12 protein-coding genes and 2 pseudogenes are annotated in these 13967 nt (G+C 67.7%); 11 read left to right on the top strand and 3 right to left on the bottom strand.

The window, feature by feature from the left end; all coding sequences use genetic code 11:
• Positions 1–2: 2 nt before the first annotated feature.
• The 5 genes from CON76_RS09085 to CON76_RS09065 all read left to right on the top strand — a co-directional run bounded on the left by CON76_RS09085 (position 3) and on the right by CON76_RS09065 (position 5961).
• On the top strand, positions 3–1385 hold the full coding sequence (locus tag CON76_RS09085) for a TolC family outer membrane protein (protein WP_101103041.1): 1383 nt from the start codon (positions 3–5) through the stop codon (positions 1383–1385).
• Positions 1382–2551 (top strand): nucleotide sugar dehydrogenase, encoded by a 1170-nt coding sequence (locus CON76_RS09080; protein ID WP_101103040.1) that lies wholly within the window; start codon positions 1382–1384, stop codon positions 2549–2551. The genes CON76_RS09085 and CON76_RS09080 overlap by 4 nt, the downstream gene beginning before the upstream one ends.
• A 64-nt stretch (positions 2552–2615) precedes the next feature.
• Positions 2616–3677 carry a polysialyltransferase family glycosyltransferase gene (locus CON76_RS09075; RefSeq protein WP_101103039.1) on the top strand — a complete coding sequence of 354 codons (1062 nt, stop codon included), beginning with the start codon at positions 2616–2618 and terminating at the stop codon, positions 3675–3677.
• A complete protein-coding gene (locus tag CON76_RS09070) occupies positions 3674–4894 on the top strand; it encodes an O-antigen ligase family protein (protein WP_101103038.1) in 1221 nt (406 codons plus the stop codon). The genes CON76_RS09075 and CON76_RS09070 overlap by 4 nt, the downstream gene beginning before the upstream one ends.
• A gap of 2 nt (positions 4895–4896) precedes the next feature.
• Positions 4897–5961, top strand: a complete 1065-nt coding sequence (locus tag CON76_RS09065; protein ID WP_101103037.1) for a glycosyltransferase family 4 protein — start codon at positions 4897–4899, stop codon at positions 5959–5961.
• 18 nt (positions 5962–5979) lie between these two features.
• On the opposite strand, the gene msbA is transcribed toward CON76_RS09065, so the two are convergent.
• Positions 5980–7710, bottom strand: coding sequence for a lipid A export permease/ATP-binding protein MsbA (msbA, locus tag CON76_RS09060; RefSeq protein ID WP_101103036.1), 1731 nt, complete (start codon positions 7708–7710; stop codon positions 5980–5982).
• Positions 7711–7801: 91 nt separating this feature from the next.
• On the opposite strand from msbA, the gene CON76_RS09055 reads away from it, so the two are divergent.
• The 6 genes and pseudogenes from CON76_RS09055 to waaA all read left to right on the top strand — a co-directional run bounded on the left by CON76_RS09055 (position 7802) and on the right by waaA (position 12783).
• A complete protein-coding gene (locus tag CON76_RS09055) occupies positions 7802–8371 on the top strand; it encodes a D-sedoheptulose-7-phosphate isomerase (RefSeq protein ID WP_101103035.1) in 570 nt (189 codons plus the stop codon).
• Positions 8368–9330, top strand: a complete 963-nt coding sequence (gene rfaE1 / locus CON76_RS09050) for a D-glycero-beta-D-manno-heptose-7-phosphate kinase (RefSeq protein WP_101103034.1) — start codon at positions 8368–8370, stop codon at positions 9328–9330. Before CON76_RS09055 ends, rfaE1 begins: the two co-directional genes overlap by 4 nt.
• Positions 9327–9797: pseudogene (gene rfaE2, locus CON76_RS13300) on the top strand (D-glycero-beta-D-manno-heptose 1-phosphate adenylyltransferase); the annotation flags it as partial. The gene rfaE1 and the pseudogene rfaE2, both read left to right, overlap by 4 nt.
• Complete coding sequence (gene gmhB / locus CON76_RS09045) at positions 9780–10379, top strand: D-glycero-beta-D-manno-heptose 1,7-bisphosphate 7-phosphatase (protein WP_240592827.1); 600 nt, start codon at positions 9780–9782, stop codon at positions 10377–10379. The pseudogene rfaE2 and the gene gmhB, both read left to right, overlap by 18 nt.
• Before the next feature lie 8 nt (positions 10380–10387).
• Positions 10388–11455: a lipopolysaccharide heptosyltransferase II gene (gene waaF / locus CON76_RS09040; protein WP_101103033.1), complete on the top strand. Its 1068-nt coding sequence runs from the start codon at positions 10388–10390 to the stop codon at positions 11453–11455.
• Positions 11452–12783, top strand: coding sequence for a lipid IV(A) 3-deoxy-D-manno-octulosonic acid transferase (waaA, locus tag CON76_RS09035; protein WP_101103032.1), 1332 nt, complete (start codon positions 11452–11454; stop codon positions 12781–12783). The genes waaF and waaA overlap by 4 nt, the downstream gene beginning before the upstream one ends.
• Here waaA and CON76_RS09030 read toward each other — a convergent pair.
• Positions 12771–13790: an NAD-dependent epimerase gene (locus CON76_RS09030; RefSeq protein WP_101103031.1), complete on the bottom strand. Its 1020-nt coding sequence runs from the start codon at positions 13788–13790 to the stop codon at positions 12771–12773. The genes waaA and CON76_RS09030 overlap by 13 nt on opposite strands.
• Positions 13787–13967 (bottom strand): annotated as a pseudogene (locus CON76_RS13130) (hypothetical protein); the annotation flags it as partial. The gene CON76_RS09030 and the pseudogene CON76_RS13130, both read right to left, overlap by 4 nt.

The raw sequence follows: 13967 nt of genomic DNA, 5'->3' as shown, positions 1-13967 counted from the left end.
CCATGACCACCCCACCACGCCTGCACCCCACCCTGTCCGACGTCCCGGCACCTGGCACGCGCCGCGCCCATTGGAAGCGGGGTGCCCTGCTGGGTGGGCTGGCGCTGGCGTGCTGGGGCGGCGTCCAGGCCCAGAGCCTGCAGACGCTGTACGAGGCGGCGCAGGGTTACGACGCCACCTTCCTGGCGGCCCGCGCGCAGTACGAGGCCAGCGTGGCCCAGGCGGCACAGGCGCAGGCCGGACTGCTGCCCAACGTGGCGCTGGCCGCTGACGCCACCGCCAGCCGGCGCGACAGCAATGTGCCAACGCAGGACGACAGCTTCAACAGCCAGAACGTGCAGCTCACCGGGCGCCAGCCGCTGTACCGCCCCGCCAACCGCCTGACCTACGACCAGGCCCAGCAGGCACTGCAAGTGGCGCAGGCGCGGCTGCAGGCGGCACAACAAGATGTGCTGGTGCGCACCGCGCAGGCCTACTTTGACGTGCTGGCGGCGCAGGACAACCTGACCTTTGTGCAGGCACAAAAGACCGCCGTGGCACAGCAGCTGGCCGCCGCGCGGCGCCAGTTCGAGGTCGGCACCGCCACCATCACCGACACCCACGAGGCGCAAGCGCAATTCGACCTGGTGACGGCGCAGGAAATTGCCGCCGACAACGACCTGCGCGTCAAGCGGCTGGCGCTGGACCAACTGGTGGGCCAGACCAACACCGCACCGTGGCGCCTGCGCCCCGACGCGGCCCTGCCCGCTGTGGCCCCCGACGACCTGCAGCACTGGGTAGCGCGCGCCGAAGCCGAACACCCGAACGTGCGACAGGCCAGCCTGGGCCTGACCATCGCGCAGCTGGAGACGCGCAAGGCGCAAACCGGCCACCAGCCCACGCTGGACGCGGTGGCACAGTACCAGCTGGCGCGTGCGCCCTCCAACACAGCTGGCAGCGCCAGCTACGTGCGCAACCACACCGCCAGCGTGGGCGTGCAGTTCAACCTGCCGGTGTTCAGCGGCTACGCGGTGCAAAACCGCGTCAAGGAAACGCTGGCGCTGGAGGACAAGGCCCGCAACGACCTGGAAGCGGCCAGGCGCGGCGCGGTGCAGGCCACGCGCGCCAGCTACTTTGGCGTGGTATCGGGGCTGGGCCAGGTCAAGGCACTGCAGGCCGCCGAGACCTCCAGCCAGAGCGCGCTGGAGGCCAACCAGCTGGGCTACCAGGTGGGCGTGCGCATCAACATAGACGTACTCAACGCCCAGAGCCAGCTCTACCAGACCAAGGCGCAACTCGCGCAAGCGCGCTACAACGTGCTGGTGGGTGGCCTCAAGCTGAAGCAGGCCAGTGGCGTGCTGCAGGACGCCGACCTGCAAGCCATCAACGCGGTACTCGCCCCATGAAGATAGCCGTCGCAGGCATGGGCTATGTGGGCCTGTCCATTTCCGTATTGCTGGCCCAGCGCCACCAGGTGGTGGTGCTCGACATCAACCCAGCCCGGGTAGCGGCGCTGAACCAGCGCACCAGCCCGATCGAGGACGCCGACATCACGTGCTACCTGCAGCAGGCCACGCTGCACCTGCACGCCACCAGCAACCCCGCCGAGGCCTACGCCGACGCCGACTTTGTGGTGGTGGCCACCCCCACCGACTACGACGCCGACACCAACGGCTTTGATACCCGCTCGGTCGAGGCCGTGGTGCAGGACGTGCTGCGGCACCGGCCCCAGGCCTGTATCGTCGTCAAGTCCACGGTGCCGGTGGGCTTTACGGCACAGCTGCAGCAACGCTGCGGCAGCACCGAGGTGATCTTCTCGCCTGAATTCTTGCGCGAAGGCCGGGCGCTGCACGACAACCTGCACCCCAGCCGCATCGTGGTGGGCAGCCAGTCGGCGCGCGCGCGCCAGTTTGCCGAATTGCTGCGCACCAGCGCACTGGCGCCCGACGTGCCCGTGCTGCTGACCGACAGCACCGAGGCCGAAGCCATCAAGCTGTTTGCCAACACCTACCTGGCGATGCGGGTGGCCTACTTCAACGAGCTTGACACCTACGCCGCCACGCACGGCCTGGACACGCGCCAGATCATCGACGGTGTGTGCCTGGATCCACGCATCGGCGCGCACTACAACAACCCCAGTTTTGGCTATGGCGGCTACTGCCTGCCCAAGGACACCAAGCAACTGCTGGCCAACTACCGCAACGTGCCACAGACGCTGATCCGCGCCATTGTGGACGCCAACAGCACGCGCAAAGACTTCATTGCCAGCGACATCCTGCAACGCCGCCCGCAGGTGGTGGGCATCCACCGCCTGGTGATGAAAGCGGGCAGCGACAACCTGCGCGCCAGCAGCATCCAGGGCGTGATGAAGCGCCTCAAGGCCAAGGGCGTGGAGGTGGTGGTGTACGAACCCATGCTGACAGAGGACCGCTTCTACAACTCGCGCGTGCTGCAGGATCTGGCCGAATTCAAGCGTGTGTCGGACGTGATCGTGGCCAACCGCCGCACGCCTGAACTGGACGATGTGGCCGACAAGGTCTACACGCGGGACTTGTTTGGCGGCGATGCCTGAACCGGGCCAGGCACTTACCTTCGCGCACACACCTTCACCTTTCACCACCGCGCACCGCTGCTCCATGGCAACTGCCTCACCGTCGGCCACTGTGGCCCTGTATTTTGTCGCGTCACCGCTGCAGTACCTGGCGGCGCGGCGCATTGCGCAGACGCACGAGCGCGGTGCGCGCCAGGTGCTGGTCTGGTACAAGCCCGGTGTGGCACCGATTGTGCAGGCGCAGGAATGGGACGCCAGCGGCTACATGCCGTGGCCGCGCTGGGAGCCGCTGCCGGGCCGCCTCGGGCGCCTGCGCCGCCAGCAGGCCAACCTGCAGCTGGTGGCCGACTGGGTGGGGCCGTGCCAGCAACTGCACATCCACAGCGCGGTGTTCGACACCGAGGCCATCAACTACTTTTTGCGTGCCTTGCCCAGGTTGTGCGGCGCTGGCACCATGCACGCGCGCATATTGCCCGATGGCATCATCAGCACGCGGCGCTACCCGCTGTCGTGGCCCAAGCGCCTGGGGCAGCGCCTGCGCCGCCTGCGCCGGCTGGTGGCGCCAGAGCTGGACTACTGGTGTTTTGCGGGCGACCGCATTGGCTCGGACGCGCCGTTCTGCGACCGCATCTACGTACTGCCCGGTTTGCCGCACGAATATCCCGCCCACAAGACGGTGACGCTCCCCCCCCTCGTCACCCCGACCCACACCACGCCAGATACATCTCCCTCGACGCGACGCGCCTTGGTGATTGGCCAGCCATTAGCAGGCGCAGGACTGATGAGTGCCACCGACAGCCTGATCACGGGCGAGGCCATCCACCACTGGCTGCGACAACAAGATTTTGACGAAATTTATTACAAGGGGCACCCCAAGGATGTGCAACAGGAAATGAACCAGCCTAACTATCGGTTACTGACGCTAAACGAAACCCTGGAAGAACATTTGGCACATACACCTTACGATGCTGTGGTGGGTGTGCGCTCCACCGCGCTGCTGTTTGCACGCCAGGTGGGCGCGGCCTCAACTCAAGTGGTGGCCTTTGGCTGGGACAAGGTGCGTTTCAAGTCCGACGCGGAGCGTCAATCCATGGCCAGGACGTTCGAGCTGGGTGGCATCAGACTGCTACCGGATGTGGCCGCATGAGCGCGAATACACACTGGACGGAGCGGGCGACGCCGTGGTTGTTTGCGGCGTTGTTCTTTTTTTTGCCGATCCACATTGCACCGGTGTACCAGCTCACGCTGGTGCTGCTGCTGGTAACGCTGCTGGGTGGCAACTGGACCCGGCTGTGGCAACGTGTACGCGGCGAGCCGCTGTTCTGGATCTTCCAGGCCTTCTTCTGGGTGTTTGTGCTGTCGCTGCTGTGGACGCAGGACATGGCGGAAGGCTGGCGCGCGGTGCGCCGTTATGGCCTGTTCTTGCTGTCGGGCCTGTATTTGGCGGTGGCGCAGCGGGAGTGGCTGCCGCGCTGCATGGCCTTCTTTCTGGCGGGTTGTGCGTTTTGCGAGGTGCTGGCCTACTACAACTGGGTGCAGATGCACTGGCTTACGGAATGGCCAGTCGGCATCCGGCTGGACAACAAGCCCGAGGACACCGCACCCTTCGTGGACCGCATCCTGTACGCGCCAGCGCTGGCGTGGGCGGGCTACCTGACGTGGTACCGGGCCTGGGCGGCGCAGGGCTGGCAACGCGGGCTGTGGGCGGTGCTGGGGCTGGCCACCACGGTCAACCTGGTGTTCTCGGGCGGGCGCGCGGGGCAGGTCACGTTTCTGGTGCTGGCGGCGCTGCTGGTGCTGCAACGGCTGCGCCACCAACCCTGGAAGGCCGTCGCGGGCGCGCTGGTGGTGGTCACGGGCCTGGCGGGCATCAGCTACAGCGCCAGCCCCTACCTGCGCGAGCGGGTGGACTTGGCGCTGCACGAGGCCACCCACCGCGAGGCCGCCGTCAACACCTCAGTCGGGCTGCGGCTCAACTTCTACGCCAATTCGCTGCGCCTGTGGGCCCAAGAGCCGCTGCTGGGCGTGGGCGCGGGCGACTTCACGCGGGAATACGCGCGCGTCAACGCCCAACACAGCCCGGCCTGGCTGACCACGGTCAACCCGCACAACCAATACCTGTTTGTGCTGGCCTGCACCGGCGTGCTGGGTGCGCTGGTGCTGGGCCTGGTGCTGTTTCCACCGGCGCTGTGGCAAGGCTGGGGCGATGCGCTGTCGGACTGGCGCGTGGGCCTGGTCACCTTCATGGCGGTGGTGTGCCTGTTCGAGAGCTACCTGTGGCGCTCCAACACGGCGGCGTTGTTCGTGCTGTTCAGCGCGTTGTTGATGCGATCGCCCCACCCCGGCACCCCACGCGACGACTGACCATGCGCATTCTGCAAATTCTGCACAACCACAAGTACGGCGGCGCCGAGCAACACCTGCTGCAGTTGTGCGCGGGCTTGCGGGCGGCGGGGCACACGGTGGAAGTCGCCGCACCACGGCAGGCGTGGATCGGGCAGCGCCTGGCCGAAGGCGGCTTTGTGGTACACGATTTTGACTTCCGGGGCCACTACGACGCGGTGGCGCTGTACCGGCTGGTGCGCCTGTTGCGCCGCCAGCGCTACGACCTGGTCCACACCCACCTGGTGCGCGCCGCGTGGTACGGGCAATGGGCCGCGCGCTGGACAGGGCAGCGGCTGGTGAGCACGGTACACGACCTCACCACGTGGAAACGCTACCCCCGCCACCAACCGCTGATTGCGGTGTCGCAGGCGGTCAAGGATCATCTGGTAATGCGCGGTTTTGCGCCGGAGCGGATCGAGGTGGTGTTTCCCGGCGCCCGCGACTGCCAAGCGGTATGCACGCCCGATGCACGGCAGGCCACGCGCCAGGCGCTGGGGCTGGCCGAGCACGACACCGCCGTGCTGCTGGTGGGCCGGGTGGCCGAGGTCAAGGGGCACGACGTTGCGCTGTCGGCGGCACGGCTGTTGCAGCAGCAGGCAGGCATTGGCACTGTCCAATGGCTGTTTGCCGGCCAGGAAACGGCCTGGGGCCAGCAGCAGCACGCGCACGACACCGACGGCCTGGCCATGTGGCTGGGGCGGCGCGACGACATCCCTGAGCTGCTGGCCGCCGCTGACGTGGTGGTGCAACCTTCGCGCTCGGAAGGGCTGGGCCTGGCACTGATGGAAGCCTGCGCTGCGGGCAAGCCCATCGTGGCCAGCCGCGTGGGCGGCATCCCGGAAGTGGTGGCCGATGGGGTGAACGGCCTGCTGGTGCCGCCCGAAGACCCGGCGGCGCTGGCGCAGGCCATCCAGCACCTGATGCAGCATCCGGCCACGGCGCAACAGTTCGGCCTGCAGGCGCGCCAGCGTTTCGAGCAGGCGTTTTCCATCGACACCATGCTGGCGCACACGCTGCGCGTGTACCAGCGCGCGCTGGCCGCCTGAGCGGTTTTCCGCCCGGCGTCAACCGCCCTGCTGCAGCCGCACCATGCCGGCGTAGGTGCCGTTGAGCGCCATCAGTTCATCGTGGGTGCCTTGCTCGGCGATGCGGCCTTCGGACAGCACGCAGATGGTGTCGGCGTTGCGCACGGTGCTCAGGCGGTGCGCCACTAGGATCAGGGTCTTGGTGCGGCGCAGCTCCTCGATCGAACGCTGCACCACCTGCTCCGATTCGGAGTCCAGCGCGGAGGTGGCTTCGTCAAAGATCCACACCGCCGCGTCGCGGTACAGGGCGCGGGCAATGGCGAGGCGCTGGCGCTGCCCGCCCGACAGCAGGCTGCCGTTGGCACCGATGGGGGCGTCCAGGCCCAGGGGCTGCTGCTCCACGAACGGCCACAGGTTGGCCGCGCGCAGGCAACGCTCCACACGCGCCCGATCCACGCCGGTGGGGCTGGCGTAGGCCACGTTTTGCGCCAGGCTGCCATCGAACAGCACGATCTCCTGCGACACCACCGCAAAGTGGCGGCGCAGGCTGGCCAGGGCCAGTGACTCGATGGGCTGGCCGTCCAGCAGCACCTCGCCCTGGGTGGCGTGTGCAAAGCGCAGCAGGGCGTTGATGATCGTGGTCTTGCCCGCGCCCGAGGCCCCCACCAGTGCCACGGTGTGGCCCGCCGGAATGTGCAAGTCCAGCCCCGCCAGCGCGGGTTGTGGCGCGCCCTCGTAATGCACGGTGACGTGGCAGAAGTCGATCTGGCCCCGGCACTCTGGCAGCACGGCGCGGCCGTGGTCTTGCTCGGGCGCGATGTTGAGCAGCTCGAACGAGCCCCGGGCCGAGATCAGTGCGTTGTTGATGGGCTGGAACACGTCGGCGAGGTGGCGCATGGGCGAGATCGTCATCAGCAGTGCGGTGATGAAGGAGACGAACTCGCCCACCGTGGCCGCGCCCTGGCTGGCTTGCCACAGCGCCAGCGTGATGATGGTGGACACGCCAATGGCCGCCACCACCTGCGTCATGGGCGTGACCAGCGCGCCGGTGGCCACCTGCTTGAGCAACCAGCGGCGGTGGCGCACGGCTTCGGCATCGAAGCGTTGCAGTTCGAAGTCGGCGGCGTCAAAGGTGCGCACCACGCGCCAAGCTCTGGCGTTGTCGTCCACAATGCCCACCAGCGCCTGCTGCGAACGGTACTGCTCCTGCCCCACGCGGCGCAGGCGCTTGCGCACCAGCTGGATGGTGACGCCCAGCAGCGGCATCGAGACAAACGAGATCAGCGTCAGCTCCCAGTTCAGGTAGAACAGGTAGGCCACCAGGAACAGCAGCGTGGTCGAGTCCTTGATCAGCGTCACCATCGAGTTGCCGATGGTCTGGGAGGCGTGCTGGGGGTCGTTGATGATCTTGGTCACCGCCACGCCGGGGTTGAGGGTGGTGAACAGGCGGGCGTCGGCGCGCAGCAGGGCGCGCATCAGGTCGCGGCGCAGGCCCAGCACCATCGACGAAGTGGCCGAGTTCATGGCGTAGGCGCCCACAAAGCCCAGCGCGCCACGCGCCAGGAACAGGCCAATCACCACCAGCGGCACCAGCCACAACGGAAAGGTCAGGCCGTCCTGGAAGCCGGAATCGATCAGCTGCTTGAACAGGGCCGGGATGATGGGCTCGACCGCCGAACTGAGCGTGAAAAACAGCAGCGCGGTGGCAAACATGCGCCACTGCGGCCGGACGTAGGCCAGCAACTGCTGGCCCGTGGGGTTGAGTTCCATAGTGCAGACCGGCGCGCCAGCAGGGGCCGCCCGTGTGAAGCCAAAAATATCGCAGACAATAACAGATGCACATCCCCCCACCGACACACCCATGACCGACCTCTTCCTGCGCAACCTCAACGAGCACCGCGCACTGTTTGACACGCTGGACGCCCTGGCGGCGCCGGTGGCGCAGGCGGGCGCCTTGGCAGCACAGGCGCTGCAGCAGGGCCACAAGCTGCTGTTCTGCGGCAACGGCGGCTCCGCCGCCGACAGCCAGCACCTGGCCGCCGAACTGACGGGCCGCTTTGTGCGCGACCGCCGGCCACTGGCGGCGCTGGCGCTGTCCACCGACAGCTCGGCGCTGACCTGCATTGCCAACGATTACACCTTTGACGAGGTGTTTGCGCGCCAAGTGGTGGCGCTGGGGCGGGGTGGCGACGTGCTGGTGGCGATCTCGACCTCGGGGCAATCGCGCAACGTGGTGCGGGCGGTGCAGGAAGCGCGGGCGCTGGGCATTGGCGTGGTCGGCCTGCTGGGGCGCGACGGCGGCGTGCTGCGCGAGCTGTGCGATGTGGCCATCGTGGTGCCCAGCCCGGTGACGGCGCGCATCCAGGAGGCGCACATCCTGATCGGGCACACCCTGTGCGGCCTGATTGAAGAAACGCTGGGGTTGGCATGAACGGCCAGCGCCATCTGCCTGAGCCTAGCGGCTGCCCCGGTGCGACCACCCTGGCCGCCAGCAGCGTGCTGGTGGTGGGCGACGTGATGCTGGACCGCTACTGGTTTGGTGAGGTCAACCGCATTTCGCCGGAAGCACCGGTGCCGGTACTGCACGTGCAACGGCAGGAAGACCGGCTGGGCGGTGCGGCCAACGTGGCGCTCAACATCCAAACATTGGGCGGGCAAGCCACGCTGTTGAGCATGGTGGGCCAGGACGAGCCCGCACAGCGCCTGCGCGCCCTGTTGACCGAACGCGGCGTGCAGGCCGTGTTGGGCGAAGACCCGCAGCTGCAAACCATCGTCAAGATGCGCATGATCGGGCGCGCGCAGCAGATGCTGCGGGTGGATTTTGAGCGCGAACCCGACCACGAAATCCTGCTGGGTATGCTGGAGGCGTTTGCCACGGCGCTGCCGCAACACGATGTGGTGCTGTTCTCGGACTACGGCAAGGGCGGTCTGGCCCACATTCCGCGCATGATTGAACTGGCACGCCAAGCGGGCAAGCCGGTGCTGATCGACCCCAAGGGCGTGGACTACGACCGCTACGCTGGCGCCAGCGTCATCACCCCCAACCGGGGCGAGCTGGCGCAGGTGGTGGGCCACTGGCGCAGCGAGGCCGAGCTGGAACAGAAGGCGCAACAGTTGCGCCAGCGGCTGGGCTTGCAGGCGCTGCTGCTGACGCGCTCCGAGGAAGGCATGTCGCTGTTCGAGGCCAGAGGCGTGACGCACATCCAGGCCCAGGCGCGCGAGGTGGCCGACGTGACCGGCGCAGGCGACACCGTGATTGCCACGCTGGCGCTGATGCTGGCCTGCGGGCTGCCGCTGGCCCAGGCCATGCAGCACGCCAACCGCGCCGGCGGGCTGGTGGTGGCCAAGTTCGGCACCGCCACGCTGAGTTACGAGGAACTGTTCACGTGAACGAACTGACCGACAAAATCTGCCCGCGCACTGCGCTGCCTGCACGCTTGGCCACCTTGCCGCGCCCGCTGGTGTTCACCAATGGCGTGTTCGATGTGTTGCACCGGGGCCATGTGGACTATCTGCACCGGGCACGGACGCTGGGTGGCACGCTGGTCGTGGCCATCAATTCCGATGTGTCCGCCAAAATGCTGGGCAAAGGCCCCGACCGTCCATTGAACCGGGCCGAAGATCGGGCTGCGGTGCTAGCCGGTCTGGCCTCGGTGTCCCTGGTCACGTTTTTTGACGAACGTACGCCGGTGGAGCTGCTGCAAGAGGTGCGCCCCGACCTGTACGTCAAAGGCGGCGACTACGACATGGAAACGCTGGCCGAAACCCGGCTGGTGCGCAGCTGGGGCGGTGATGCGGTGGCCATCCCGTTTGTGGATGGGTATTCGACCACCGCACTGGTGCAGCGCATCCGCGCCGGGGAATCGGCCACCGCCGGCACCACCCCGCGCAAAGCGGTGTTTCTGGACCGCGACGGTGTGATCAACCGCGACCATGCCTACGTCCACCGCTGGGAAGATTTTGAATTCATCCCCGGTGCCATTGGCGCGATGCGCCAACTCAAGCAAGCGGGCTACGCCTTGGTGGTGGTAACGAACCAGTCCGGCATTGCACGCGGCTATTACACCGAAACACAGTACCAGGCCCTCACCACCCAGATGCAACAGGCGCTGGCCGAAGCCGGTGCGGCAGTAGACGCGGTGTACCACTGCCCGCACCACCCGCAAGGAGCGGTCGCCGAACTGGCCACCAATTGCGACTGCCGCAAGCCCGCCCCCGGGATGATCCTACAGGCCGCGCGCGAGCTCAACCTGTCGCTGGCCGACTCCCTCCTGATCGGCGACAAGCCCTCCGACATTGAGGCCGCACGCGCCGCTGGCGTCGGCCGGGCGTACCGGGTGCGCTCCAGCAACGCCGAATCCAGCGACACCAGCGGCCCCGAAGCCGATGGCGTCTACGCCGACCTGCAGGCGTGCGTGGCGGCACTGCTGGCGGCTTAAAGCGCAAGATGCCACACCGTTTTCTCATCGTGCGCACCTCCGCCATTGGCGACGTGGTGATGACGTCCGCCCTGCCCGCAGTGCTGCGGCGCCAGTACCCCGACGCCCACATCGCCTGGCTGGTGGAGCCCGGCATCCACGAGCTGCTGACGCCTGACCCGAACATCGACGAGGTCATCCTCTGGCCCAAGCAGGCCTGGCGCACGCTGTGGCGCGAGGGCCGCAAGCTGGAACTGCTGCGCCAGGTGTGGCAATTCAGACGCCAGTTACGAGCGCGCCGGTTTGACACCGCGCTCGACCTGCAAGGCCTGATGAAAAGCGGTTTTCTGGCGTGGCTCTCGGGTGCCCCCCGGCGCGTGGGGCTGGGCTCCAAGGAAGGCAGCCAGTGGCTGATGACGGAGGTGGTGGCGCGCGACCACGAGCCGCGCGAGCTGATGTCGTCGGAATACCAGCACTTTGCGCAGGCCATCGGGCTGGAGGCCACGACCTTTCACCCCAGCCTCACGGTGTCGCCCGCTGCCGGGCAGGCGGCACTGGCCCAGCTGGGCCAGCACCAGCTGGTGCCGGGCGGTTACGCCGTGGTGGCGCCCTTCACCACGCGGCCACAGAAGCACTGGTTCGAAGAGCACTGGCAACACTTGCTGCCCCAGCTGGCCGACAGCACCGGGCTGCGGCCCGTCATCCTGGGCGGGCCGGGCGATGCCGCCGCGGCGCAGCGCCTGGCCGCCGCCGATCCGCGTACCGTGAACCTGGCGGGCCAGACCGGTCTGGCAGAGGCGGTGGCGCTGGTGGCCCACTCGGCCTTGCTGGTGGGAGTGGACACCGGCCTGACCCACATGGGCACAGCCCTGGACCGGCCCACCGTGGCCATTTTTGGCTCCACCTGCCCCTACCAGCGCACCGGGCGGCCCAATGGCCGGGTGATCTGGCTGGGCCTGGCGTGCTCGCCGTGCCGACGCCGCCCCAGCTGCGGCGGCGAATTTGGCTGCCTGCGCGACATCACGCCCGAACACGTGCTGCGCGAAGTGCATGCCGTGCTGGCCACCGCCCCTCAACCCCCACAGGCCGAGACATGATACGTTCGCTCTACTCGCTGCTGCTGACCCTGCTGCTGCCGCTGGCCTTTGTGCGCCTGTGGTTCAAAGGGCGCACCAACCCCGACTACATGCAACGCTGGGGCGAACGTCTGGGCTACATGCCTGACCTGCCCAAACGCCCGCGCCTGTGGGTGCATGCCGTGTCGGTGGGCGAAACCGTGGCCGCCGCACCACTGATCCGGCAATGGCAAGCCACACACCCAGACTGGGCGGTATTGGTCACCACCACCACCCCCACCGGCGCAGCACAAGTCCGGCGGCTGTTTGGCGACACCGTGGAACATTGCTACCTGCCGTTTGACCTGCCCGGCACCATAGGCCGTTTTATCGACCGTGCCCGCCCCACGCTGGGCATCGTGATCGAAACCGAAATATGGCCCAACTTGTACGCAAATTGCCACAAAGCCGGTATTCCGCTGCTGCTGGCCAATGCCCGTTTGTCTGAACGCTCGTACCGCGCCTACCGGCGGCTACGCTGGCTCATTGGGCCCACGCTGCGCCAAACAACGCTGATCGCCGCACGTAGCGCAGAGGACGTGCAACGCTTTGTTGCACTGGGGGCCGAAGCTCCCTACGTCCACGCCTGGGGCAACCTCAAATTTGACTTGACCGTGCCCGCATCGGCCCATGAGCAAGCCGAGCAATGGCGGCGCTGGTGGGGCGAGCAACGTCCGGTGTGGATCGCCGCCAGCACACACCCAGAAGAAGAAACGCAAGTGCTCACGGCCCACCGGCACGTGCTGGCCGAACAACCCGATGCGCTGCTGGTGCTGGCGCCACGCCACCCGGAGCGCCTGCCCGCGGTGCTGGCCGATGTCGAGCAAGCGGGTTTCTCGGCCCTGTGCCGCAGCGCCTTGGCCCCCGTGCCGCAGGCGCCCTCACCCGACACACCCGCCCCGGCGGCGGGCCAGGTGCTGGTGGTGGACACCCTGGGCGAGCTGATGACGTTCTACGCCGCCAGCGATGTGGCCTTCGTCGGCGGCAGCCTGGTGCCCGTGGGCGGGCACAACCCGCTGGAACCATTGGCGCTGGGCAAACCAACCGTGACCGGCCCCTGCGTGTTCAATTTTGATGCGGTGTACGCCGAGCTGACCGCACTGCAAGGCACCACCACCGTCGTGTCGGCGCGCGGTCTGGGCCAGCATGTGGCCGAACTGCTGGCACAACAGCCGGAGCAGCGCACACTGCCCGCGCCCGTGGCGGCGTGGCTGCAAGCCAACCAGGGCAGCACCGCGCGCCTGCTGGCCTACGCCGACCAGCTCGTGCGGCGCCTGGAGGCCGCCAAGGCCGCGCTTCAGCAGCCGTAGTAGTCGCGGAACCAGCGCACAAAGCGCGCTACGCCTTCGGCCACCGGGGTGGCGGGGGCAAAGTCCACCCAGTCGGCCAGGCGCTGCGCGTCGGCAAAGGTGGCCTGCATGTCGCCGGGTTGCACGGGCAGGTAGCGTTTCTGCGCGGTGGTGCCCAGCGCGGCTTCGATGGCGGCGATGTAGTCCATCAGCACCGTGGGCGCATGGTTGCCGATGTTGAACACCCGGTACGGGGCGCTGCCGGTGGCCGGGTCGGGCAGCAGCGGGTTGTAGGCCACGTCGGGCGTGGCGGGCCGGTCCAGCACGCGCAGCACCCCTTCCACAATGTCGTCCACGTAGGTGAAGTCGCGCACCATCTGGCCGTGGCCGTACACGTCGATGGTTTCACCGGCCAGGATGGCGCGGGTGAACTTGAACAGCGCCATGTCGGGCCGCCCCCACGGGCCGTACACGGTGAAGAAACGCAGCCCGGTGGTGGGCAAGTCGAACAGGTGGCTGTAGGTGTGCGCCATCAGCTCGTTGGCGCGCTTGGTGGCGGCGTACAGGCTGATGGGGTGGTCGATGGGGTCGGACTCGGCCAGCGGCATCTTGGCGTTGCCGCCGTACACGCTGGAGCTGCTGGCGTACACCAGGTGCGGCACCCGCTGCGCGCGGCAGCCTTCCAGCACATTCACGAATCCGACCAGGTTGGAGTCGGCGTAGGCGTGCGGGTTGTCGATGGAGTAGCGCACCCCGGCCTGCGCCGCCAAGTGCAGCACCACGCGCGGGCGCAACTGCTCGAACAGTTCGGCCATGCCAGTGCGGTCGGCCACGTCCAACGCCACAAAGCGGAAGTTGGGGTACGCCGCCAGCCGCTGCAGGCGCGCGCGCTTGAGCGAGACCTCGTAGTAGGCGTTGAGGTTGTCGATGCCGACCACGGTTTCGCCGCGTGCCAGCAGGCGCTCGCAGGCGTGCATGCCAATGAAACCGGCGGCGCCGGTGACGAGAATGGTGGAAGCGGTGGTCATGGTTGCAATGGGGCCGAAGGCCAAACGAACTGGTAACGCACCGGCAGCGCCGATGCGGAAGCGTGGGTGTAGGGCAGGTACAGCGTCTGCACCGCAGCGCCGCGCGGCAGTGGCCCCAGCGCCCGCCACCAAGCGGCAACGGGGTCGGCCTGGCGCGCCACCAGCAGCACGCTGCGC

The sequence above is a fragment of the Macromonas bipunctata genome (assembly GCF_002837135.1).
Classification (GTDB): domain Bacteria; phylum Pseudomonadota; class Gammaproteobacteria; order Burkholderiales; family Burkholderiaceae_C; genus Macromonas_A; species Macromonas_A bipunctata.
Note: the sequence above shows the minus strand (reverse complement) of the source record. Positions and strands in the feature narration are given on the sequence as shown.